The organism is Aminobacter sp. P9b (genome assembly GCF_045345995.1).
GTDB classification, from domain to species: domain Bacteria; phylum Pseudomonadota; class Alphaproteobacteria; order Rhizobiales; family Rhizobiaceae; genus Aminobacter; species Aminobacter niigataensis.
Genome location: NZ_CP150082.1, coordinates 1348719 through 1370234, shown reverse-complemented (window position 1 = coordinate 1370234; position 21516 = coordinate 1348719). Strand labels below are relative to the sequence as shown.

21 protein-coding genes are annotated in these 21516 nt (G+C 58.0%); 4 read left to right on the top strand and 17 right to left on the bottom strand.

Going from position 1 to position 21516, the window contains the following annotated elements; translation table 11 throughout:
- Positions 1-144 precede the first annotated feature (144 nt).
- The 13 genes from WHT83_RS06715 to WHT83_RS06655 form a co-directional block, all read right to left on the bottom strand.
- Positions 145-1182, bottom strand: coding sequence for a hypothetical protein (locus WHT83_RS06715; RefSeq protein ID WP_406873353.1), 1038 nt, complete (start codon positions 1180-1182; stop codon positions 145-147).
- A gap of 1 nt (position 1183) precedes the next feature.
- Positions 1184-1402 (bottom strand): KTSC domain-containing protein, encoded by a 219-nt coding sequence (locus tag WHT83_RS06710; protein ID WP_246340899.1) that lies wholly within the window; start codon positions 1400-1402, stop codon positions 1184-1186.
- 5 nt (positions 1403-1407) lie between these two features.
- Positions 1408-3312: an ATP-binding protein gene (locus tag WHT83_RS06705; RefSeq protein WP_246670801.1), complete on the bottom strand. Its 1905-nt coding sequence runs from the start codon at positions 3310-3312 to the stop codon at positions 1408-1410.
- Positions 3299-4501, bottom strand: a complete 1203-nt coding sequence (locus WHT83_RS06700) for an SIR2 family protein (protein WP_154385789.1) — start codon at positions 4499-4501, stop codon at positions 3299-3301. The genes WHT83_RS06705 and WHT83_RS06700 overlap by 14 nt, the downstream gene beginning before the upstream one ends.
- A gap of 472 nt (positions 4502-4973) precedes the next feature.
- Positions 4974-5720, bottom strand: a complete 747-nt coding sequence (locus WHT83_RS06695; protein WP_182575121.1) for a Crp/Fnr family transcriptional regulator — start codon at positions 5718-5720, stop codon at positions 4974-4976.
- A 108-nt stretch (positions 5721-5828) separates the two neighbouring features.
- The gene (locus WHT83_RS06690) at positions 5829-6563 is read right to left on the bottom strand and encodes a sulfite exporter TauE/SafE family protein (RefSeq protein ID WP_154385787.1); all 735 of its coding nucleotides are present in this window, start codon (positions 6561-6563) and stop codon (positions 5829-5831) included.
- Between the two features lie 86 nt (positions 6564-6649).
- On the bottom strand, positions 6650-7579 hold the full coding sequence (locus WHT83_RS06685) for a methylenetetrahydrofolate reductase (RefSeq protein ID WP_154385786.1): 930 nt from the start codon (positions 7577-7579) through the stop codon (positions 6650-6652).
- A gap of 11 nt (positions 7580-7590) precedes the next feature.
- Positions 7591-8409, bottom strand: a complete 819-nt coding sequence (locus WHT83_RS06680) for an ABC transporter ATP-binding protein (protein WP_154385785.1) — start codon at positions 8407-8409, stop codon at positions 7591-7593.
- A complete protein-coding gene (locus WHT83_RS06675) occupies positions 8409-9674 on the bottom strand; it encodes an ATP-binding cassette domain-containing protein (protein ID WP_154385784.1) in 1266 nt (421 codons plus the stop codon). The genes WHT83_RS06680 and WHT83_RS06675 overlap by 1 nt, the downstream gene beginning before the upstream one ends.
- A 12-nt stretch (positions 9675-9686) precedes the next feature.
- Complete coding sequence (locus WHT83_RS06670; protein ID WP_154385783.1) at positions 9687-10484, bottom strand: ABC transporter permease; 798 nt, start codon at positions 10482-10484, stop codon at positions 9687-9689.
- Positions 10481-11431: an ABC transporter permease gene (locus tag WHT83_RS06665; protein WP_154385782.1), complete on the bottom strand. Its 951-nt coding sequence runs from the start codon at positions 11429-11431 to the stop codon at positions 10481-10483. The genes WHT83_RS06670 and WHT83_RS06665 overlap by 4 nt, the downstream gene beginning before the upstream one ends.
- Positions 11432-11499: 68 nt before the next feature.
- Positions 11500-12678: an ABC transporter substrate-binding protein gene (locus WHT83_RS06660; RefSeq protein ID WP_154385781.1), complete on the bottom strand. Its 1179-nt coding sequence runs from the start codon at positions 12676-12678 to the stop codon at positions 11500-11502.
- A 23-nt stretch (positions 12679-12701) separates the two neighbouring features.
- Positions 12702-13589 carry a 3-methyl-2-oxobutanoate hydroxymethyltransferase gene (locus WHT83_RS06655; RefSeq protein ID WP_154385780.1) on the bottom strand — a complete coding sequence of 296 codons (888 nt, stop codon included), beginning with the start codon at positions 13587-13589 and terminating at the stop codon, positions 12702-12704.
- A 426-nt stretch (positions 13590-14015) separates the two neighbouring features.
- On the opposite strand from WHT83_RS06655, the gene WHT83_RS06650 reads away from it, so the two are divergent.
- The 4 genes from WHT83_RS06650 to WHT83_RS06635 are packed head-to-tail and all read left to right on the top strand — an operon-like array spanning position 14016 to position 19137.
- Positions 14016-15800: a SulP family inorganic anion transporter gene (locus WHT83_RS06650; protein ID WP_182575120.1), complete on the top strand. Its 1785-nt coding sequence runs from the start codon at positions 14016-14018 to the stop codon at positions 15798-15800.
- A gap of 51 nt (positions 15801-15851) precedes the next feature.
- Complete coding sequence (locus WHT83_RS06645; protein WP_154385778.1) at positions 15852-17531, top strand: formate--tetrahydrofolate ligase; 1680 nt, start codon at positions 15852-15854, stop codon at positions 17529-17531.
- Positions 17532-17565: 34 nt separating this feature from the next.
- Positions 17566-18471, top strand: a complete 906-nt coding sequence (gene folD / locus WHT83_RS06640; RefSeq protein WP_182575119.1) for a bifunctional methylenetetrahydrofolate dehydrogenase/methenyltetrahydrofolate cyclohydrolase FolD — start codon at positions 17566-17568, stop codon at positions 18469-18471.
- A gap of 21 nt (positions 18472-18492) precedes the next feature.
- Positions 18493-19137 carry a response regulator transcription factor gene (locus WHT83_RS06635; RefSeq protein WP_182575130.1) on the top strand — a complete coding sequence of 215 codons (645 nt, stop codon included), beginning with the start codon at positions 18493-18495 and terminating at the stop codon, positions 19135-19137.
- A gap of 303 nt (positions 19138-19440) precedes the next feature.
- On the opposite strand, the gene WHT83_RS06630 is transcribed toward WHT83_RS06635, so the two are convergent.
- From WHT83_RS06630 to WHT83_RS06615, 4 genes are all read right to left on the bottom strand, one after another.
- Positions 19441-19542: a LysR family transcriptional regulator gene (locus WHT83_RS06630; RefSeq protein ID WP_182575118.1), complete on the bottom strand. Its 102-nt coding sequence runs from the start codon at positions 19540-19542 to the stop codon at positions 19441-19443.
- 264 nt (positions 19543-19806) lie between these two features.
- On the bottom strand, positions 19807-20139 hold the full coding sequence (locus tag WHT83_RS06625; RefSeq protein ID WP_154385777.1) for a hypothetical protein: 333 nt from the start codon (positions 20137-20139) through the stop codon (positions 19807-19809).
- Positions 20136-21023, bottom strand: a complete 888-nt coding sequence (locus tag WHT83_RS06620; protein ID WP_154385776.1) for an NAD(P)-dependent oxidoreductase — start codon at positions 21021-21023, stop codon at positions 20136-20138. The genes WHT83_RS06625 and WHT83_RS06620 overlap by 4 nt, the downstream gene beginning before the upstream one ends.
- Positions 21020-21502 (bottom strand): gluconokinase, encoded by a 483-nt coding sequence (locus WHT83_RS06615; protein WP_154385775.1) that lies wholly within the window; start codon positions 21500-21502, stop codon positions 21020-21022. Before WHT83_RS06615 ends, WHT83_RS06620 begins: the two co-directional genes overlap by 4 nt.
- Positions 21503-21516 lie beyond the last annotated feature (14 nt).

Sequence of the window (21516 nt, the reverse complement as noted above, 5' to 3'; positions counted from 1 at the left end):
TATCACGTCGTAGGGGGCGACGAGGATGCCCCCAGCGGCGGCGATGGAGCCGCAAAGCCGGCCGGGCAAATATTGCCTGAAAAAGGGGCCGATTGCAGACAGTCAGCTCTCGGTCGCGACAAGCGGATAGGGGCGCTGTCCACGTCAAGAGCAAAGATCTCCTATTTCCCGCTCGACTAAACGGAAGCGCTCCTTGACCTCTTCGCCCGCGTAGAAGGCAAGCATATCCTCCTTTGTGAGGGTACCCTCGGCGAGGAACTTGATGAGGTAGCGCTGATTGAATTCGGCGAGTAGGATGCCCTTCTCGATCTGCGCGAGGATCTGCTTCATATTGTCGATATTGGCGGTGACGAGATGCTTCACCAGTGCCATGTCGCGCGCATCCTTGATTAGCCGATTGACGATGATCTTGAGGACATCGGTGTCGAGCTCGATTGTCTTTGCGTTCAGAGCGATGTCGCGCGCTAGCATGTAGGCGATGGCAAGGTTGCGATAATCACCCTTCTGCGAATCGATGATCGCGATTAGGCCGATACCGGGCAAGAACTTCAGATCCTGAACCGCAACCAGGATGCTGCTATCGACGAGCGATGCGTCGAACACGATGATGCCAGCCTGGCCGTCGCGATCCGCTTGTGCTTCGAGGAGTTGGCTCCAGGCCGTATCCGCTTTCTTCGTGAAGATGTCCTTGGTCCGGATGTCGCCAAGACGGATACTCTTGTCGAACTTGCACTCGATCGCGATCCGTTTGCCGCTGTCGCCGGCCAGATGGCAGACGATGTCGCCCGTCTTATTCCTACGGATCGCACCGGCCCGGTCGCCGGTCAGCTCGATGCGGTCAGCAATCTTCTGGCGAGCTAAAAACTCGGACAGGAAGTCGGCGATGTCGGTTTCAGCGAGCACACCCTTGACCGCGGACCGATAGAAAAGCTCCTTCTTCATGTCGAAGATAAGCTTAAGACTTTCGAGCTCGGTGCCGAGCTCGTTCGCGGTTCTCGAAAGGAAGCTCGAGAGCCGGTCCTCCATCAACGCTAGGACGCCGATATAGAGCGCCTTGTGAAGCTGCTCGTCGCGCTCGGCAGCCGGAGCTTTGTTGAAGAATTCGAACAAGATCTTGTTGTCGACCTCGAATGCACCAAACTGAACGCGAGTATTTTTCTGATCGAGGCTGACAAGAGGCATATTAGACCCGGCTGTAGCGATAATGACCCTTGATGGTCGATGCAAGGAAAGTTCCCTTCGATCCGGCTTGATCGAAGGCTTGGGCAATCTGCGGAGGCACCTCAAAATAGTGATAGCGGGTGCTGTTGTGAAACTCGATCTCGAGCAGCAGCCGATCTTCATCGTAGCGGATTGCGGCGATGTTCGATGAGGTGAAGGGAGCGAAATCCTGCCAGGCCATATGTTTTACTCCTTCTTGGGCGGGGTGGGGACCGGGTTCTGCTGGAGCCAAGTCTCGACAAAATAGCGATAGTCCGCGGCGATGTGCATTTGCAGGTTCCAACCGCCTGGCGTCATCGAATCCTCGGGCGCGGCTTCGTCACAGATCAGTGGATCCTGACTGTCGGGGCGACGATCGCGAGGTGGCGCCTGGATCATTGTCCGCATGGGGAGCCTTACCGCTTCGCCGAGGATGATGGCTTCGCCGGTGCGTAGCACCGGCAACATGCTCGTCAAACCTTCGAGGTTGTCGGAGAGAGCGCTGGTCACATGTGAGCGGTCGGTGGCGTTGCTCAACCGCATCGCAAAGAAGGTCCCGCATTGTGACAGGATCGTGGGATTGATCTCGGCCGGGCGCTGGCTAACGATCATCGCGCCGATCCCATATTTGCGCCCTTCCTTGACAATGCGCTGGGTCGCGATCGAGGCCGCGCTGCTGCCATCGTCGCCAAGGTAGCTGTGCGCCTCCTCCATCACGACGAGCAGCGGGCGTTCGCGCCCGCCTTCCGAGAGGTTCCGCGCCCAAAAGAGACCATCGTAAAGGACACGCAAGATGCTGCCGATGATGTCGTTCGTCACCGTCGAGGGAATGCCCGACAGATCGAGGATCGTGATCGGCTTGTCACTGCCGAGCCATTGCCCGACGAGCTCGGCGAGCGTCTTAGTCGTCGTGCCGTCGAGCTCGGGATGCCAATCGCCGGCCTTCAGCAGGAAGTCGTAGCGCGCGACGCGAAGCCGGGCGCCGAGCGCCTCAAGCGGCCCCCGGATGTTGAGGACGTCGGGGAGCCAATTTATCTTCTCCGGATCGGAGGCGACATTCTTGACCTTGCGAAAGCGCGGTGGAACCGCGGCCTGCGCATCCCCGACGATCTTCGCGCCCAAAGGATCGCATTCATAGGCCCAGGTCGCCTGATCTGACGGGTTCGCGCCGCTGGCGCTGAGATAGGTTCCGAACTCGCGGCAATAGAGGTCATGCCAGAGTTTGTTCAGCGAGAAAGGCACCGGGCTATCGGCGGTGATGCTGGCGGGATCGACACCGGCGATCGGCTGCGCCGTCAGGCTTGCGATCTTAGCTTCGAGTATCTGCTCGAGGATGATGTTGCGCGCTTTTCCATCGGGCGGAAGGCTTCCGAAGGTCACCCGCATGAGTTCGTCGAAGCTCAGCGCCCAGAATGGGATGCACAGCCGGTGCTCGTTGATGTTGCGGACATCCGGGCTGATCTTAAAGATGTTCGCACGGTCGCCAAGCGCCTTGGCATATTCTCCGTGAAGGTCAAGGACGACGATTCGCGCGGAGGGGAAGCGGCTCTCATCCGACAGGACGTTGAGGAGTCCGGCCACCGTCGTCGACTTGCCCGAGCCGGTCGTTCCCACCACAGCGCTGTGGCGCGTGACGAGCTTGTTCACGTCGACCAGCGCGTCGATCGACTCGCTTCCCGCCACATGGCCGACGCGGACCAGATGGTTCTGCTTGTCCGATCGTCCATAGATCGCCTGGAGGTCGGCCTCGGAGACAAGATGAACTTCATCCTCGAAGGTTGGGTACTGCGAGATTCCGCGTTGAAATCTGCCAGTCCGATAGCCTTCGCCGATCAGCTGGACTGTCATCCAGCGCAGCCCATTGGGCATGGAGAGCGCCGCCTTTTCCGGCACCGCACTGGCACCGACCTGCGAGACGATCCCATAGAGATCGACATAGCCGATCGGGATTTTGACGAAGCTGCCGATCTGACCGATCTTATGACCTTGGCCGTGGACAAAGCTCAGGCCCGAAAATCGGTCCGAGGTCAGGGTCACGCTGACCGACGTGCCGCTGACGTCTTGAACCGTTCCGATGACGGTCGCCCGATCAGCGCGATCAGGCCGCAACATCGCTCACACCTTCACCGGAGAGGCCACGCAACAAAGTGCCGAGTGCTGCGAAATCTCCGAGCCGCAAGGTAACATTGTCGCCATCTCTCACGAGAATGCTGGGCGGAAGCAAAAGATCATCCGATCCGTCGGCAGTCCAATCGCCCGGTGTGCGACCAATGATAGCTTTGTCGAAACCTAACAAGCTGAGATTGGGATTCGACAGCGCGCACTGGCGGGCGAGTTTGTAGTTATCTGACTCTAGTTCGCCGAAAACGCAGGCAAAGACATGTGCGGTCGGATTGGCCTCGAGGCTACGGCAGATCACGTCGTTGATATGCTCGTCAGCGAAAGAATAGCCGCAAATGAACAGCAGCGCGGATGGAGCGAGCAGGAAAGCCTTGAGACGGTCGAGCATCGCTAGATAGGGCATCTTGCGGCTCTGGTCATATTTGAGGTGCGACGGGTAGATCAGATAGCTCTGCTTGTCGGTCTTTTCGTCGGTTCGAACAACGTCGGTCTCATTTTCAAGGCGCCAGTTGAGCGAGCCGTGGATCTTCCAGAGCCGGGTCCACCGCGGAGGCAACAGGCCCTCATCCTCGACCGCGCCCAAATCGAAGAACGCCTTTCGCGCACCGATAAAACCGTCGAAATAGGGCGCCGAACTTTCCTCAAGCGCCTGCTCCATCAGCAGGTCATAGTTAGTAGTAAAGAGATGAACGGGCCGCTCTCGGCGGATCGAACGGCTCCAGATCGCGAGATTATGATAGGGGGTGTCCCTGGTCGGAAGCGAGCGAGTGACCTCTTGTGAGATGACCTTGCAGACCTCAGTATCGAGCGCGGTGAGTTCGGCCCTTGTAAGACCGCGCACATTCCCGCTGCCGGCAACGCTCGCGAATACGCGAATGCGGCTGAGCAGGAGCTCAATATTGCCGCTTTCGCCGCCATCGTCTTTAACGATCTGAACTATTTTGTCCCAGCTTTTGGGATTTTCGGGTTTTCCACTCGAAAGTGACTTGGCGATTACCTTCGTCAATCCGGCAACATCCCAGATCAGCGGGTCGGTAACGGTTTTCCCGTCCTCCTCGCGGTGATTGACGCGGATCGACAGGGGGCAGCCTGCGCCGAGGAAGAAGCCGATCGGCTTTCGGTTCTGAGAAAGGGCTTGCTGAATAAAGCTGATTTGACGAGCTGGATCATGTTTATGCATCTTGCCCCCTTTACAGACGCTCTCGTCCTGATCGGCATCATTTGGCCTTTATCATCTACTCGAACAACCCTGTGAAGTTAAAACGTACGAATTTCCGGTGTTCCAGACGACCTACATACCCGCTCCTCATCGAGGAATACGGCTACGCAATGCGCAAAGGGATGCCGGCAACTTGCGGGGAGCTGCCAAATCTAGTGGCCGCTTTTAGGGTTCAGCGCCTCTCTGCCGAACGACCGTGTAGAAGGCGCAAAGCGGACCCGCCTTTGTGCACGCAATTCTACGCTAGAGCACTCTCGGCCCCTAAGTCGAATTTACATCGTCTCGGAAATGGGCGCAGATTGAACTAGCAAGGCAGAGATTGAGAACGCCAACTCAGCCGAATGAGCTATGCAATGACATTGCGCCGAAGACGAAGAACGCGAATCGCCACACCAGCGCGTTGGAAAATGACTCGTGTTCGATGGCAGAAAGTCTACAGTATACTACCGCCGTCAGTCATTTCGGCATCTTCAACGCAAGTCCGCAGCCGCTCCACGCTTGGGATGTGAATGGTTCTCTTCTCTATCCTAATGATTCCGCTCCGAGACAAGCTCTGCAAGACCTCGGTAACTGTCTGACGCGTGCATCCGACCATGTCGGCCATTTCCTGTTGTGAAATGCGGGCCCTGATCGCCACTTCATTCTTATTCGTCCACTGTCCACAACTCTCTGCCAAACGCAGGAGCAGACGGCCCACCCTCAGATTTGCTCGTTGGGTTACCTCGGCCATCGCATCGCATGCCAGCCTTAGACGACCACCCATGAGTTTGATCACATTGAGAGCCAGCCTCGGATGGTTCCCGACCAATTCTTCAAATTGCGTGCGTCGCAATAGCGCAATTTGAGAATCCTCCACGGCCCTGCTATAGACACCCTGCCTAAGGCTGCCAGAAATGCCGCCCGCACCGAATAGATCACCGGGGACGCAGAACCAGAATATAGTGACATTTCCAGTGGCTGTGATGTGCTCAACTTTAACTAAGCCGGCGACAACATAATACAGATGGTCAGCTAGTTCGTCGGCAAGGCAAACATGCTCACCTCGCGCGAAGCCGCGCATTTTCGCACAATTAAAGAATTCTCGCCGCGTCTCGGATGGCGTGCCGTCGAAAAGATTGACCGGGCGCCAATACCATGGTGCTTCGTTGTCGAAATCCGAGTGCACAACAGCTTGACTCATCCACGCCACTCGAACTTCACTAGAACGCTGCAGACAACAGCATTCCGAATGCATCTCATGCAATCCAATCCAAGTCGCGCTGCATAACAACCACGAACGCAAGCTCTACTAGCCTAAAAGCGCGACCAATCCACTCAATAGCATAAATCCTAGCACTGTGCGGCGGAAAAGTTTTTCGCTCAAGAACGAGAAGCAGTGGCTGCCGAGCCATATTCCGAGCAGGTAAGGCGCGGCCAATGCGAGCGCGTTGAGGGTGACTGCTGCCGTTAGTGCACCCCCATACCAGGGTAGTACAAGTGCTGCCGCCGAGACGGCGCTAACATATGCAACGAGATTGGCGCGGGTTACATCGTGATGGTCGGGGCCTGAGAGAAGATACAGGATGACGGGAGGGCCTCCCATGCTGGTCGCGCCGAACAAAACTCCACTGAAACCTCCCAGAATCGCTGAAGTCGTGCCACGAGGCGGCCCATCGTAGCGAAACCCGACCATGAGGAGCAGGCTGAATATCACCACAGTAGTCGCGATCAAATATCTGATGATATTCGCGTCGAGAATAGTCAGCAGGAGACCACCGACAGGGGCGCTCAACAAGGCCGGGATTCCGACGAAGGCAAGCGTACGAGGGTTCAGCCGAGGCCAAATCGAACGGATAATCGCCAGTACAGCGATCGACTCCAGAAATAAGGCGTACAAGACAGCTTGGACGGGCCCGACCAACAAACTGAGTGGCGGGGCCATGAACATCGCCCCGCCAAAACCAGTAACGCCGCGTACTAGGCCGGCCACCGCTACGATGGCTACCACGCTTGCGATTGGCAAGTTCATCAGATTCTGGAACAAGATGACATTTTCGCCGTAGGTTCACTGCTGCTTTAAAATAAACGTGTCCGACTACTTGGCCGTTGGCCCAGCTTGAGGCCAGGGATTCAACAAACGTCCGGGAGGCCCACTTCCCGCGTAAAGCGGGCGTTCCATTCAAGGACCTTATCAATGCCGCCAAGTGGGAAGAAATGTGAGACGGCGATTTTGCTTCCTGGATTTGCAGCTTTGTGATGAGCAATGCCATTCAGGAACTCTTCCGGCGTAAAGGGTAACATCATACGCGTCACATCCGCAGCTCGCCGGTGAAGCACGCGAATGCTCGGTCCGATACCGCAATGGAGAGCGTAGCGGATCAAGGTCTGCAACTTTGCAGGTCCAGGCACTCCAATGTGGATCGGAAGTCGGATGCCTTCCGCGGACAATCGTTGTGCCCATTCGATCACCGGTTGGCTGTCGAATGAGAATTGTGTGACAATTGCCATATCCACCCCAGTCTGTTCGGAAAACTCCTGCTTCCATCTCAGTGCAGCAAGCGTATTTTTGTCCGTCCCATCTGGGTCGATGTCACGATTGCCCTCGGGATGCCCTGCCACATGCAGACGATCGAACCCTGCCTTTTGGAACACCCCAGTCGCCATCAACTCTATGGAGGAACTGAATTCGCCCACCGGATGATCAACGCCGCCGCCAATCACTAGGGCTTGATGAACTCCTGCCTCATTCTTGTAACGGGCGACCCAGTCGGAAAGCGTTTGCCGATCCTTCACCAGCCGTGCAGGAATATGCGGCATAGGCTCAAATCCGGCATCCGTTAGGCGCCGAGCTGTACTTACCATGTCGACAATATCAGTCCCTTGGATGTAAGCGATATACACTCGACTGCGGGCAGGAAGCCCTTCTGAGCGTTCCAGGAGTCTACCGACTGTCTTAGGCAGAACCTCGACCGAAAACCCATTGAGGAGTCCAGAAATGTCGGCAGGCGCTGTAGGTTCGGCGGCAGACTTCCGTTCAAACAAGCTTTTAATGATCTTCATGTATCTTGCCCCTAAGCCGCAGCGGGTGTTTGATCAAAGGCTTTCAGGGCCTCGTTGTAGAGGAGATCGAGCGCCTGTTCCTTGATCCGGCCATAGGTGGCAGAGGTCAGCATCTGGAAGTTGCGCGGTCGCGGCAAATCCACATCGATCACGGTCTTCACAACTGTCGGCTTGTAGCTGAGAACGACTAGCCGATCCGCCAGGAAGATCGCTTCATCAATTTCCGACGTAACAAACAAGGTCGTCATGCGATGCTCATCGAAGAGCTTCAAGTAGTATTCCTGCATCAGTCCGCGAGACATATGATCTAGGCCGCGGAATGGCTCATCGAGTAACATCAATTTGGGTCGGGTGATCAGAGCACGGGCAACTTCTGCACGTCGCTGCATGCCGCCTGAGATCTGAGTTGGGTAGCGATGCTCGAAACCGGCAAGTCCGACGGTGCGCAATAACGCGCCTGCTTCTCGTTCGGCAGCAGCTTTGGCCTCGCCCGCTTGAACCGGCCCGTAAGCAACATTTTCCTGCAAAGTCATCCAGGGGAACAGCGCCGTTTCCTGGAAGACGACGATGCGATCGGCATTCGGACCATTAACCGGAACGCCGTCTAGTCGGACTTGCCCCAGCGTCGGGGTTTCGTACCCAGCGATTAGCTTTACCATCGTGCTCTTGCCGCAGCCCGACGGTCCGAGAAGAACAGTCAGACTTCCGGCCGGGACTTCGAAGCTGCAATCCTTGAGGACGATTTCGAGATCGTTCCCAGATGACGAATAAACCTTGCCAACGGAATCAACGACACAATGGCCACCTGATGTGGCTGAAGATTTTGTCATTATGCCATCTCCCTTTCACCAGCCTCGAAGGCTTTCACCGCTTCTTCATGAACAGCGCCGATCGCATTCTCCTTCAGCTGGAGGAATTCCGGCTGACCCAAGAGTTCAGTCGGCCGCGGCCTGGGCAAATCAACGAAAATCGTTTGCTTAATGCTGCCGGGTCTCGTCGTCATGACCAAGACACGGTCGGCGAGGTAAATCGCCTCTTCAAGATCGTGGGTAATGAAGAGGATCGTCTTCCTCTCCATCTCGTAAATTTCCAGAAGCGCGTTATGGACAACCGTCTTGGTTAGCGCGTCGAGGCCCCGGAATGGCTCGTCCAGTAGGATGACACGCGGGTCATTCATCAACGCTCGCACGATCTCGACACGACGACACATGCCGGATGACATATCCGTGGGATAGAGGTTTTCGACTTTGCTCAGGCCGACCCGAGCGAGCAGTTCACGCGCCTTCTGGATCGCCTGATGCTTGTTCATCTTCTTTTGTACGATCGGCCCACGGATCATGTTCTCCAATACTGTCGCCCACGGAAACAGCGCTCCGTGTTGGAAAACAACGATGCGATCTGGGCCGGGTTGGGCTTTCATAGTGGCGGAGTTGATGCATTGGCCATCCAGATAGATTTCTCCGGAGGTAATCGTGTCAAAGCCGGCTACAGCGTTCAGCAATGTTGACTTGCCGCAACCCGATGGGCCGACAATGGCGCAGAATTCGCCCGGGCGAATCTCGACCGAGCAACTATCGACAGCTACCACCGACTTGCCGAAAGGATCGTAGACCTTCTGCACGCTACGGATGGACAGCCAGCCACGGCGCCCCACGATATTGCGCTCATGGCCGGCAAACGCACGGACCAGACCCTGCAACGTGTTCAACCCGGGCTCGCCATGAGCCCGGCAGCGTGCCTGGAACCACTTACCGTCGATCGCGAGAACCCTGGTCGGCTCGTCGCATCGCGCCGAAATAATACGGATCGGCATGCCTTCCACCGCTGCACCCCAGCCAAATAACTGGCCTGGTGCCGTGGTTTCCCTAGCGATGGCAAACTGCTCCTCGGCCGCCTGAACTTCCGGGTGGGACACATGCCCGTTGACCAGAACATAGAAGTAGATTGACGGATCACGCCGGCTGAAGACCACCTCGCCTTTGGCAAAGCTCAGTTCTTCGGCGGCTTCAGCAAGCTCTTCCAGCAACTTGGCTGGCCCCCGTCCGAGATGAATGTTCGCGCGCAACAGCGAGACACGTTCATGAGTGCTCAACATCTTCCCGCCTCCTTATTTCTGCCAGGGGGTGGCGATTTGGCCGACCCAGCGCATCATCCAACTGCAGGCCATGCCTGCCAGTCCGATGCTCAGCATGCCGAGCACAATTCCAATCATCGAATGCGTCATATACGAATCCCACGTCATGTAGCCGAGACCGTTAGTGCCCGACGCCATCTCGGCCGCGATCACCACTTCCCAAGTGATGCCGATGGCAATAGCGAGACCCGTGAATAGCGATGGTAGCGCGCCTGGAACCAGAATTCGCCGGAACAAGGCGCCGCGGCTGGACCCTAGCGATAAAGCTGCTTGGACATAGCGACGGTCAACCTTGTCTATACCTGCCAGCACATTCAGGAGGATCGGAAAGAAGGCACCGATGAAGGTCAGGAACGCCATCGTCATCTCAGAGCTCGGCCAGAAGAGAATGGCGAGCGGGAGCCAGGCGAGAGGCGGGACCGGGCGCATAACCTCGAATAGTGGGAAGATGGCAGCGCGCAGCCTGGTGCTCATACCCATGAGGACGCCGATTACGATGGCTGAAATCGCGGCTATGCCGAAGCCGACGAAAACCCTGCGGCTACTGTCGATCCAATTCTGCCAGTAGCCTGTCTGTGCAATCTCCTCAGGAATACCCTCCGCAAGCTCAATCGGAGAGGGGATAATCGCCATCCACCCCAGCCATCTTGCGATCTGCCAGACGGCAAAGAAGGTGACTATACCGGCCAATCCTTGCCACAGAACCGGTGAGCGCAAGCGCCGTGACCAGTGCGCCAAACTGAAAAGTTTAGAGTCCCAAAGCCTGGTCATTGTGAATTCCTTCCCTTGGACTGCCAAGCCATCAGCCGGTCGCCCAAGCGCCGGATCGCTGCGCTGGATGCGTATCCGAGGATGCCGAGCGTAATCATACCGATGACGATGTTGGGCAATGCGACCTGCATGTAGGCGTCGAAGATCAGAAAACCCAAGCCGGATCTGCCGGCAATCATCTCGCCGCCAACCAGTGAGAACCAGGACACGCCCATGGCAATCTGCAAGCCAGTGAATACGAACGGCATCGACCCCGGGACAATGACGCGGGTGAGCACGTCCAACCTAGTGTAGCCGAGACAGCTTGCCGCTCGGAAATAGTCGTCATTGATGGACCAGACACCGAGGACAGTGTTCAGAACCGTCGCGAAGAAAGCTGCGAGCAGCGTCACGAAGACGACGGGTGTCTCAACACCGGGCAGGATGAGTACGGCGAACGGCACCCAGGCTAGTGGCGGGATCGGGCGTAGAAGTTCGACAATTGGAAAGAAGAAATTATGAAACGCTCGGCTCCAACCAAGGAGGATGCCGAGCGGTACGCCGGCAAGCACCGCAATCGCGAACGCCAGAAAAACCCGGCGCATGCTGACGAGGATGTGCTCATAGTAGATCGGCGTGAATATCGATACGCCATGCGTCGGTTCCCTACTCATCCACTCTGAAAAGACCAGAACCGGTGACGGCAGGAAGTTGAAGCGAGGCAATTTCAGCAGATCCGTAGCCAAATACCAAGCGACCAGGAACACTGCAAAGCCCAGTGCGCCATACCGCAGGGAAGAGCTTCTGAGAAGCCGTCCAACCTTGCCCTGACTGCTTCCGTTTTTCTGTCGAAAGGCTTCAATCAGCGCTGCTTCGCGGTTTCCGTTGTCCGCACCGGCGACAGAAAAGATGATACTGCTGGGGCTCGCGCCAGTCGCGGCGAGCTGAGTAACTGTTTGCGTTTGCATCTCGATTGTTCCCATCTCAGGCTGGCGAGATCGACAGTTGATCTCGCCGCCATTTTCCGCCAGGTGCCTTAGCTTTTGACCAGCTCGTCACCCTTGAAAGGATTGGTGCCCATGTCACCATCCTTGATGACGAAGAGAGGTTGGCTGGGGTCGAGGCCAAGTTCCTTGAATGCCTCGGTAACGAGATCATCTTGGATGGCCTTGGGATCGAATTGCGGTTCGACCACGACTTTGATTTCGTGCAGGAAGTCGTGCCCGCGCTGCAGAAGGTCTCTGACATCCTTGGTGAAACTCATAGCGCCTACGAGCACGGTGTCGCTTGCGCCAGTTTCCTTTGGCAGATTGCCGTAGATCGCGTGCCAGAGGTTTTCTCTGGTGTAGCCAGGCAGCTCCTTCTTCACCATCTCGATCGTCTCGATTGGGTGTTCCTTGAGAAAATACAGAGCTTCAATGTTCGCCTTGAGCCAGGCTTTAGCGACATCTCGATTGGATTCGATGAAGTCCTGCCGCATTACGACGGCATTGGCATCTAGTTCACCATACGGATTGGACGAGATCGCATACTTGGCATAGCCGTCGAAAACAGCCTTAGACGAATGCGGCTCGTAGACGGCAGCGGCGTCAATCTTTCCGGCTTGCAGGCTGGTGACCACGACTTCGGCCTGCATCTGCTGCCAGGTCACGTTAATACCTTCGTGCTTTACTATCACTTGCGCTAGGCGGTCAGCACAGCTTCCCCGGGGCACGCCGATAGTCTTCCCCTCTAGCCACTTGATGGCGTCTTTGTAGTTGGTGAACTCAGGCGCGCCCTTTCCGAGAATAAGATGGCCACACATACGCCCCGGCGAGATGGTGTTTACGGCTACCAGATTGACAGGAGCGATGTCGCGCTTGGTGGTCGACACAATAGCGGGGTTGTCACCGATGTAGCCGATCTGCTGCTTACCGCTCAGGAGATCCGTGATAACCGGGGGGCCTTGCAAGTTGCGCTGCCAAGTGACCTGGCTGCCGGCAGGCAGCCACTTCTCCCACAGACGCGTCTCCTTCATGACGACCGTGTCCCAGGCTCCGGTCCACGCTAGCCAGTAGTTTGAGCGCAAGTTGACTGCATCACCGGCCACTTGGGTTTGCTGCGCAACGATTTTCTCATAACTTGATTGCTGCGTGCCGCCGGCAAACGCTTCAGAACCAGCGATGCCGGCTGACAGCAAGACTGCAGCAATGTAGGTGCGAACTATATTCTTCATTTTGTCTCCTCCCAAGACAAGAACTAAATGACGGATTTTAGACTGGTTTTTCTTCCGTACGACTCCATGAACTTCTCGAACTCCCCCTCGTTCATTCGAAACGAGTCGCCCTCTGCGGGATAACTTCCGTCGACAACGGCGGCCTTGTATTTTGTGATTCCTTCCTCAAGCAGCGGCTGGACATTAGTAAAGCTGCGCCTGTTCTTTGGCATAGGGAAGGCACTGTATCCAACCACGTCGCCTGCGATGTGGTATATGCCGTCTGCGTTTGTGCCGCCGCCTAGCGTGATCACTGGAACATCCAAGCGACTGGCGAGGAACTCGGCCAATTCGGCGGGCACCTGTTCCAAGATGAATGCGAATACGCCAGCTTCAACGAATGCTTCCGCATCATCGAGAATCTTGCGGGCATCCTCGGCAGTCCGGCCTTTCACACCGAAACCGCTTTGTTCTACGCGGCGCGACGCCTGCATGCCGATATGACCCATGACTGGAATGCCAGCACGCACGATCTCAGCGACATACTCTGCAGTATAACGGTTACCCTCGCATTTTACGGCATGAGCACCACCCTCGGCCACGAGGCGACCAGCGTTACGAACCGCATCTTCCTTCGAAGAGTGGTAAGTTAGATAAGGCATGTGCGCGACGATGAGGCCATACTTCGTGACGCGGCTGACCGCCTGGGTCATAAACAGCTGCTCTTCGAATTTGACCGTCGTGGGATCGGCATGGCCAAACAACGACATTGGACCCGCGTTTCCGATAACAAGTAGATCGAAGCCGACTTTGTCAGCGATGGCGGCGAGTGGCGCATCGTAGACGCCGATCGAAGTAATCCGCTCGCCGCGCTTTTTCTTGTCGTGCAAATTGTTGAGGGTCACCCGTTTTCTGGTAACAGGCACATCCATATCCGCTTCCTCATTCTTGATTGACCAAAGGTTGGCTGAATTCAGTGAGGGGTAGGGTGACGCAGGTTGCGGGTTGCATCTGTCGGCCCGCCGACAAAAGCACGATACGACTGCAATTTTTCATTAGATATTACGCCGCAACGTCATGGCCCCAGCAGGAGCATACGGTCGGCCGCATGAAGCTTTCAGGCAAAATCATTGCGATTGTCGGCTCGCCGACAGTGGACGTGCCCAGAGCCACGTAACGTTAAACCTAACTGAAAGGCTGGTCTGACCCCATAACGGGCAGTCGGCTTCAACCGCAACACCGCGGCATTACTTGCCGCGAACCACCTTCCTTCCCGTCGCCAGATCTTGGAAGGTAAAGGGTCGCTTGAGCTTTGGCTCGATGGATGAATGATGCGAAATATTGCGGATCGTCGCTGGATGAAGTCGCTCTTTCCATTCCTGGACTGGATGCGCCTTGTCGATAAGCGCACTCTGCAAGCTGATACGTTCGCAGGCTTCACCAATGCGGCGGTGGTTTTGCCCCAGGCCATTGCGTTCGCCGCAATTGCGGGCCTACCACCAGAATATGGGCTCTACTCCGCCGTCGTGATTCCGATTGTGGCTGCGCTCTATGGGAGCTCATGGCATCAGATTTCAGGGCCGTCCACAGCCATTTCACTCGTCGTGTTTGCAACATTGAGTCCTGTATATCAGCCCGGAAGTGCTGAATTCATAGCAGCCGCCATGACCGTCAGCCTTCTTGTCGGCGCGTTCCAGTTCCTGCTTGGAATCGCGCGCCTCGGCCAGTTGATGAACTTTGTTTCCCCGTCGGTGATGATGGGGTTTACCGCTGGCGCCGCGGTCCTGATAGGACAAAGCCAAATCGCCACCATCATGGAAGGCCTAACCACAAATCTTGAGCACGACCGATTGTCGAATCTCGACTCCCTAGTCTTTATCGCTAAGGCAAACTACAGCCTGATCTTGGTCGTTCTGGTGACGCTCGTTTCATCGATATTGCTGCGGCGGCTGTTGCCAAAGTGGCCCAGTCATCTGATTGCTCTGATACTTGGTGGCGCAGTTGCCTACCTCATGCATGCGCGAGCACATGGCGTTGAATTCGTGGAACCGATAACCTTCCACCTCCCACCATTTCGCATCCCAGAATTTTCCGCTGAGGAGCTGCGATCGCTGGCGCCGGGGTCATTCGCGATCGCTTTAATCGGCCTTCTGCAGACTGTCTCGATCTCAAGAGCCATTGCAGGACGCTCGCGTCAACATATCGACACGAACCGGGAGATCATCGGCCAGGGGCTATCAAATCTCGTCGGTTCGCTTTTTTCTTCTTATGCCGGATCTGGTTCGCTAACGCGAAGCGGTTTGAATTATGATTGCGGAGCAAGGACCCCGCTCTCGGCGATATTGTCGTCACTTTTTTTGCTCGGGATGATAGCATTCATTGCACCGCTGGTGCACTACCTGCCTATCCCGGCAATGTCCGGCCTCATCATCCTGATTGCATGGCGACTGGTTGAATTCGAAAAGATCAGCCATGTACTTCGCACAAGCCCGCCCGAGTCCATGGTGCTTGTCTGTACCTTTCTTGCGGTTCTGTTCCTGGAGATGGAATTCGCCATATTTTTGGGCGTGATCCTGTCGCTGTGCTTCTTCCTGCGCAGGACCATGCAAACTGATGTGCCGTTATGGGTTCCCAATCCGAAGAATCCACACCGGAGCTTCGCCAATGCCGAGAGAGCCAAGCTGCCGGAATGCCCGCAGGCAATCTTCTCACGTCTTCAAGGCCCGCTCTATTTCGGAGCACTGGAGGGGCTACAACGACAGTTCCGTCGCCTGGAACAGACCCGGCCTCATCAGACTCATATGGTGATGGGCATCGACGGGAACATCGGTATGGACCTTTCAGGTGCGGAGTTTCTCATCGAAGAGGCCAAAAGACGTAAAGCGCGTGGCGGCGGCCTTTATCTCATCGTCAAGTATCCCCGGTTGCGTCAACAGCTTTCCACGTATCGGGTAGCGAAGGAAATTGGTCGAGGGCACGTATTTCGCCGCAAGAGTGAGGCTATTCCAGGTGTCGTGCGCCACCTCGACCCAGTCATTTGCGCTGCATGCAGGAACCGGATTTTTCTTGAGTGCCCGAAAGTGCCAGCGTCAATAACCCAACAAACGAGCCAACCTTTGTCAGAAGTCGCAGTGAGTGCATGAGCCCGCTTCGCAACGAACTTTCACGCCAACCAAAACAGATTAGGCAGGACCATGGCCGAGTTTAAGACCGACATCGAGATCGCGCGTGCGGCGAAGAAGAAGCCGATCCAGGAGGTCGGCGCCAAGATCGGCATTCCGACCGAGCATCTTTTGCCTTATGGCCACGACAAGGCGAAGATCTCGGCCGAGTTCATTGCCAATGCACGCAAGAACAAGGACGGCAAGCTGATCCTGGTCACCGCGATCAACCCGACGCCAGCCGGCGAAGGCAAGACCACGACGACTGTCGGCCTCGGTGACGGTTTGAACCGTATCGGCAAGAAGGCCATCGTCTGCATCCGTGAAGCCTCGCTCGGGCCGAATTTCGGCGTCAAGGGCGGTGCTGCGGGTGGCGGTTATGCCCAGGTCGTGCCGATGGAGGACATGAACCTCCACTTCACCGGCGACTTCCACGCCATCACCACCGCGCACAATCTTTTGTCGGCGCTGATCGACAACCACATCTACTGGGGCAACGAGCTCGGCATCGACACCCGCCGCGTGGTGTGGCGCCGGGTGATGGACATGAACGACCGGGCGCTGCGCCAGATCAACTGCTCGCTCGGCGGCGTCGCCAACGGTTTTCCGCGTGAGGCCGGCTTCGACATCACGGTTGCTTCCGAAGTCATGGCGATCCTGTGCCTGGCCACCGATCTGAAAGATCTCGAGAAGCGCCTGGGCGACATCATCGTTGCCTATCGCCGCGACAAGACGGCCGTCTATGCCCGCGACCTCAAGGCCGATGGCGCCATGGCGGTGCTGCTGAAGGACGCGGTCCAGCCCAATTTGGTGCAGACGCTGGAAAACAACCCGGCCTTCGTCCATGGCGGCCCGTTCGCCAACATCGCCCATGGCTGCAACTCGGTGGTCGCCACCACCACCGCATTGAAGCTCGCCGACTATGTCGTCACCGAAGCCGGTTTCGGCGCTGATCTCGGTGCCGAGAAGTTCTTCGACATCAAGTGCCGCAAGGCGGGCCTCAAGCCGGCAGCCGCCGTCATCGTCGCCACCGTGCGCGCGATGAAGATGAATGGCGGCGTCAAGAAGGAAGAGCTCGGCAAGGAGAATGTCGAGGCGGTGAAGAAGGGCTGCGCCAACCTTGGCCGCCACATCGAGAACGTCAAGCAGTTCGGCGTGCCGGTCGTGGTGGCGATGAACCACTTCGTCTCCGACACCGACGCCGAGATCGCGGCGATGAAGGACTATGTCGCCTCGATGGGTGCCGAAGCGATCCTGTGCAAGCACTGGGCCAAGGGCTCGGCCGGCATCGAGGAACTCGCCCACAAGGTGGTGCAGCTCGCCGAAAGCGGCGCCTCGCAGTTCTCGCCGCTCTACCCCGACGAGATGAAGCTGTTCGACAAGATCGACACCATCGTCAAGCGCATCTACCGCGGCTCGGAGGCGATCGCCGACAAGTCGGTGCGCGACCAGCTGCATGCCTGGGAACAGGCGGGCTACGGTCATCTGCCGGTGTGCATGGCCAAGACGCAATACTCGTTCTCGACCGACCCGAACCTGCGCGGCGCGCCTGTCGACCATGTCGTGCCGGTGCGTGAGGTCCGCCTTGCAGCAGGCGCCGGCTTCATCGTCGCCATCTGCGGTGAGATCATGACCATGCCCGGCCTGCCCAGGGCACCCTCGTCGGAAAAGATCTTCCTCAACGAACAGGGCCAGATCGAAGGACTGTTCTGAGCCGAACGCGTCTTAAAATAAGGATTAGAAATACGTGTCAATCATCATAGATGGGAAGGCGGTGGCGGCCGATGTAGTCGCCAAAGTTCGGATCGCAGCCGAAAAGCTGATCGCCGAGACGGGTATCGTTCCCGGCATAGCTGTGGTCATCGTTGGCCACGACCCGGCAAGCCAGGTCTATGTCGCTTCCAAGAGCAAGAAGGCCAAGGAATGCGGCTTCCATTCGATCGAGCACGCGCTTTCGGCCGACACCTCCGAAGCCGACCTCGTCACCCTGGTGAAAAAGCTCAACGCCGACCCCAAGATCCACGGCATCCTCGTCCAGTTGCCCCTGCCCGGCCATATCGACGCCGGCAGGATCATTCAGACGATCTCGGCCGACAAGGACGTCGACGGCTTCCACTTCACCAATGTCGGCAAGCTCGGCACCGGCGAACTCGACACCGCCTTCGTGCCCTGCACGCCTGCCGGCTCGATGTTGTTGATCGAGCGCACGCTTGGCCGCGACCTGTCGGGCCTCAACGCGGTTGTCGTCGGCCGCTCCAACATCGTCGGCAAGCCGATGGCCAACCTTCTGCTCAACGCCAACGCCACCGTCACCATCGCCCACAGCCGCACCAAGGACCTGCCGGCCCTTTGCCGCAGCGCTGACATCCTGGTGGCCGCGGTCGGGCGTCCTGAAATGATCAAGGGCGACTGGGTCAAGCCGGGAGCCACCGTCATCGACGTTGGTATCAACCGCCTCAAAGGCGGCGCCAACGGCAAGTCTAGGCTTGTCGGCGACGTCGACTATGCCAGTGCGGCCGAACAGGCCGGCGCCATCACGCCGGTGCCCGGCGGCGTCGGGCCGATGACCATTGCACTTTTGATGGCCAACACGGTCGTTTCGGCCCTCCGCGCGACAGGTCAACCTCTCGATGCCATTAAGGGCTCAATGTAGGTGTATCGAGAAGACTCCAACATATCACAGCGGAGTGCTCGACACGATCAGACCCGACTCCTAATCGCTGAGCGCAACCCACTCGTGGTCGCCGCGCTCAGCGACCTCGCAACTAGAGATGAAAGATTCGAATTAATCGGAAGCGTGGAAACCGGCCGTGCGCTCATCAAGGCTGCTGAGGAGAAGAGCCCAAGCTTCGATGTTGCCGTCGTCGCCTGGAAGCTGTCCGACATAGATGCGGGCGAGGTGTTGATTGAACTTCAGCGCCGACAATTGATGCCGCGCGTGGTCATTTTTTCCAACGACCATGATATTGGCATCCTGAAGCAGTGCGTGCGGCTCGGCGCGCAGGGTTACTGCTACCAGTTCGACGATCCCTGCATCCTGTTCGATACGCTGTTAGCAGTCGCCAACGGCCGTATCTGCATCCCTTACATAGACGTCGCCAAGATCAACGAGACGCCGCTGTCGTGCCTAACCGCACGCGAGCTCGAACTGCTCGGCGTCTTGGCGGATGGTTGGACAAATTTGCAGATCGCGACGCGGACCGGGATCTCGGAAAACACGGTTAAGTACCACCTGAAAAATCTCTACGACAAACTGAACGTTCGCAACCGCGCTATGGCGGTTGCGCTCTATGCAAGTGAGCGACGATACAACCGCTAGTTCCGTTGTTTGAATTACGTTAAAGCGCGTCAAGAAGATGAGATTGGGTCGCCGTCTGCCCGGAACCGACACACCCCGAAACTTGTCACCGTCATCCACAATAGTCGGTTGATGACGGCGCCACGCTTCGCAAGTCGCGGCAAGGGTCACCTGGACCCTCACCTCGAAGCTACTGAGCTTGGGCAACAACCACTGCTGTAGGAAACACCGACTGACCAGTATGTTTAGTGCTTGGCTGGAATGCGCATCACGGATGCGCGCGGTACCATGGCCAATAATGGCAAAGGCGGAATGAATATCGCACTAGAAGCGGCGCCCCTCTGGCGTAAGCTCGAGCTTCCCCGAACCGCGGAGAAACAGCAGCGTCCCGCGATGGCTCTCGAGTGCCCGTACCTGTCTGCTCACCGCCCTGGCGTTACGAAGAGTTCCGCCGCCGCGTTAGAAACGCTGAGGTCCCTTACCTTTGCTCAACAGATGTCGCTTTCAAATGCTTTTTGACGATTTGGAGGCGTTGACCTCCCCCGTAGGCCCGTCAGCGTTGGGAATCGGCTACCGAATTGGCCTCGCCCTAACAGCCGGTAGGCATCGGCGGCCGGTCGCTGAGAACCAACCGCCGGCGTCCGCTATCCGCGGTCTTGTAAGGACCTCGAGCCGACGACCTTTTTATGCTCAAAGATTGTATTCATTGGCGAGTGTCACATGATGGTGGATGCGGCCGTCAAAGAATTCGGCAAGGACTGCTTCGGTCGCCGCGCGGGCTTCGGAGCGGACGGGGCTCGCCAGAGCTTCTTCCACGGCCTCCAGGCTCGGATAGTCGATGGCGAGGATCATCGGCAGTTCCGGTGCGCCCTCGTCGCGGGCTTCCGCAAAGGAGACACGCACGCCGGTCGCGCGCGGGAAGGCCCGCCACTTCGGCAGGATGCGCTCGATGACGGCCTTGCGGAAGGCTTCGGTTTGGCCGTGCTTCACCTTGCCCTCAAACAGTGCGTAACGGGTGATCATTCAAAATTCTCCTTGTTCGGTCCCCGGAAAAATTCCATCAGCGCGGCTTGGTCCTCGCCGCCGAGGCCTGCGGCCGTCAGCATACGGTGGATTTCGGCGCAGGCCGCCGTCAGCGGCATGGCCGTGTTGGTGCGCCGCGCAAGATCCTGCGCGCCGGAAAGGTCTTTCACCATGTTGTCGATGCGCCCAGTGCGGCGGTAATCCCTCGCCACGAAGCGCGGCATGTATTCCTGCAGGATGGCACTGTCGGCGCGCCCACCCTTCAGGGCCTGTGGGATCTTTGCTGCATCGACGTCGGCGTCGAGCGCCAATTGGGTGGCTTCCGCAACGGCAAGGAAGCCGAGGCCGCAGAGCACCTGGTTGATCAGCTTGGTCGTCTGGCCCGCGCCGACCGGTCCCATATGGGTATAGTTGCTAGCGACGTGCTGGAGGACCGCATACGCGTCCTCTACATCCTTGGCCGCGCCGCCTGCCATCAGCGTCAGCTCGCCGACGAGCGCCTTCGGCGCGCCGCCGGAAAGCGGGCTGTCAACCCAGCGCAGACCCTTTTCGGCCGCCGCCACCGCCAGCTCTTTCGTCGCGTCCGGATCGATCGAGGACATGTCAATGATCAGCGTGCCGGGCCTGGCGCCGGCCGCTACGCCTGCCTCGCCGAAGACCGCGCGGCGCACGATGGCGGGGGCGTTGAGGCTGAGGATCACGTAGTCGCTGGCGGCGGCGGCCTCAGCGGCCGACGCGGCGGCGAAGGCGCCCTTGTCGACCAGTGCCTGCATCTTGTCCGGCCCGGGGTCGAAGACGGTGATGCGATTGCCGGTCTCGGCCAGCCGCGTGCCGATGGCGCCCCCCATGGCGCCTGCGCCGATCAGCGCTACCCTTTTGGTCATGTCCGGATCTCCTCCAGTCTGGCCGCGATGGCGGCGACGATCGCCTCCAGCGGCTTGTCGATATCGACGGTTATGGCGTTTTCGTCTGCCGCCGGCGGCTCCAGTGCCGCGAACTGGCTGTCGATGAGGCTTGTCGGCATGAAGTGTCCGGCCCGCGCGGCCATGCGCGAGGTGATCAGCTCCCGGCTGCCGGCGAGGTGCACGAAGGCGACGGGCGCGCTGGCCTCTTGTCGGATATGGTCGCGGTAGCGGCGTTTCAGCGCCGAGCAGCCGAGGATGATGATGCCGTCCGGGTCGGCGAGCTTTTGCCCGACCAGCGTCAGCCATGGCCAGCGGTCGTCGTCGGCGAGCGGTTCGCCGCGGCTCATCTTGGCGATGTTTGCCGGCGGATGCAGATCGTCGCCGTCGAGATAGGTCGCGCCGATGCGGGAGGCCAGTGCCGAGCCAACGGCGGACTTGCCGCAGCCGGCGACGCCCATCAGGACGATACGCC

Bases quoted from the DNA above. Each gene is read 5' to 3' on its own strand.
- WHT83_RS06715 (WP_406873353.1), bottom strand. From the start codon at position 1,182: ATGCCTCTTGTCAGCCTCGATCAGAAAAATACTCGCGTTCAGTTTGGT.
- WHT83_RS06710 (WP_246340899.1), bottom strand. From the start codon at position 1,402: ATGGCCTGGCAGGATTTCGCTCCCTTCACCTCATCGAACATCGCCGCA.
- WHT83_RS06705 (WP_246670801.1), bottom strand. From the start codon at position 3,312: ATGTTGCGGCCTGATCGCGCTGATCGGGCGACCGTCATCGGAACGGTT.
- WHT83_RS06700 (WP_154385789.1), bottom strand. From the start codon at position 4,501: ATGCATAAACATGATCCAGCTCGTCAAATCAGCTTTATTCAGCAAGCC.
- WHT83_RS06695 (WP_182575121.1), bottom strand. From the start codon at position 5,720: ATGAGTCAAGCTGTTGTGCACTCGGATTTCGACAACGAAGCACCATGG.
- WHT83_RS06685 (WP_154385786.1), bottom strand. From the start codon at position 7,579: ATGAAGATCATTAAAAGCTTGTTTGAACGGAAGTCTGCCGCCGAACCT.
- WHT83_RS06680 (WP_154385785.1), bottom strand. From the start codon at position 8,409: ATGACAAAATCTTCAGCCACATCAGGTGGCCATTGTGTCGTTGATTCC.
- WHT83_RS06675 (WP_154385784.1), bottom strand. From the start codon at position 9,674: ATGTTGAGCACTCATGAACGTGTCTCGCTGTTGCGCGCGAACATTCAT.
- WHT83_RS06670 (WP_154385783.1), bottom strand. From the start codon at position 10,484: ATGACCAGGCTTTGGGACTCTAAACTTTTCAGTTTGGCGCACTGGTCA.
- WHT83_RS06665 (WP_154385782.1), bottom strand. From the start codon at position 11,431: ATGCAAACGCAAACAGTTACTCAGCTCGCCGCGACTGGCGCGAGCCCC.
- WHT83_RS06660 (WP_154385781.1), bottom strand. From the start codon at position 12,678: ATGAAGAATATAGTTCGCACCTACATTGCTGCAGTCTTGCTGTCAGCC.
- WHT83_RS06655 (WP_154385780.1), bottom strand. From the start codon at position 13,589: ATGGATGTGCCTGTTACCAGAAAACGGGTGACCCTCAACAATTTGCAC.
- WHT83_RS06650 (WP_182575120.1), top strand. From the start codon at position 14,016: ATGAAGTCGCTCTTTCCATTCCTGGACTGGATGCGCCTTGTCGATAAG.
- WHT83_RS06645 (WP_154385778.1), top strand. From the start codon at position 15,852: ATGGCCGAGTTTAAGACCGACATCGAGATCGCGCGTGCGGCGAAGAAG.
- WHT83_RS06625 (WP_154385777.1), bottom strand. From the start codon at position 20,139: ATGATCACCCGTTACGCACTGTTTGAGGGCAAGGTGAAGCACGGCCAA.
- WHT83_RS06620 (WP_154385776.1), bottom strand. From the start codon at position 21,023: ATGACCAAAAGGGTAGCGCTGATCGGCGCAGGCGCCATGGGGGGCGCC.
- WHT83_RS06615 (WP_154385775.1), bottom strand. From the start codon at position 21,502: ATGGGCGTCGCCGGCTGCGGCAAGTCCGCCGTTGGCTCGGCACTGGCC.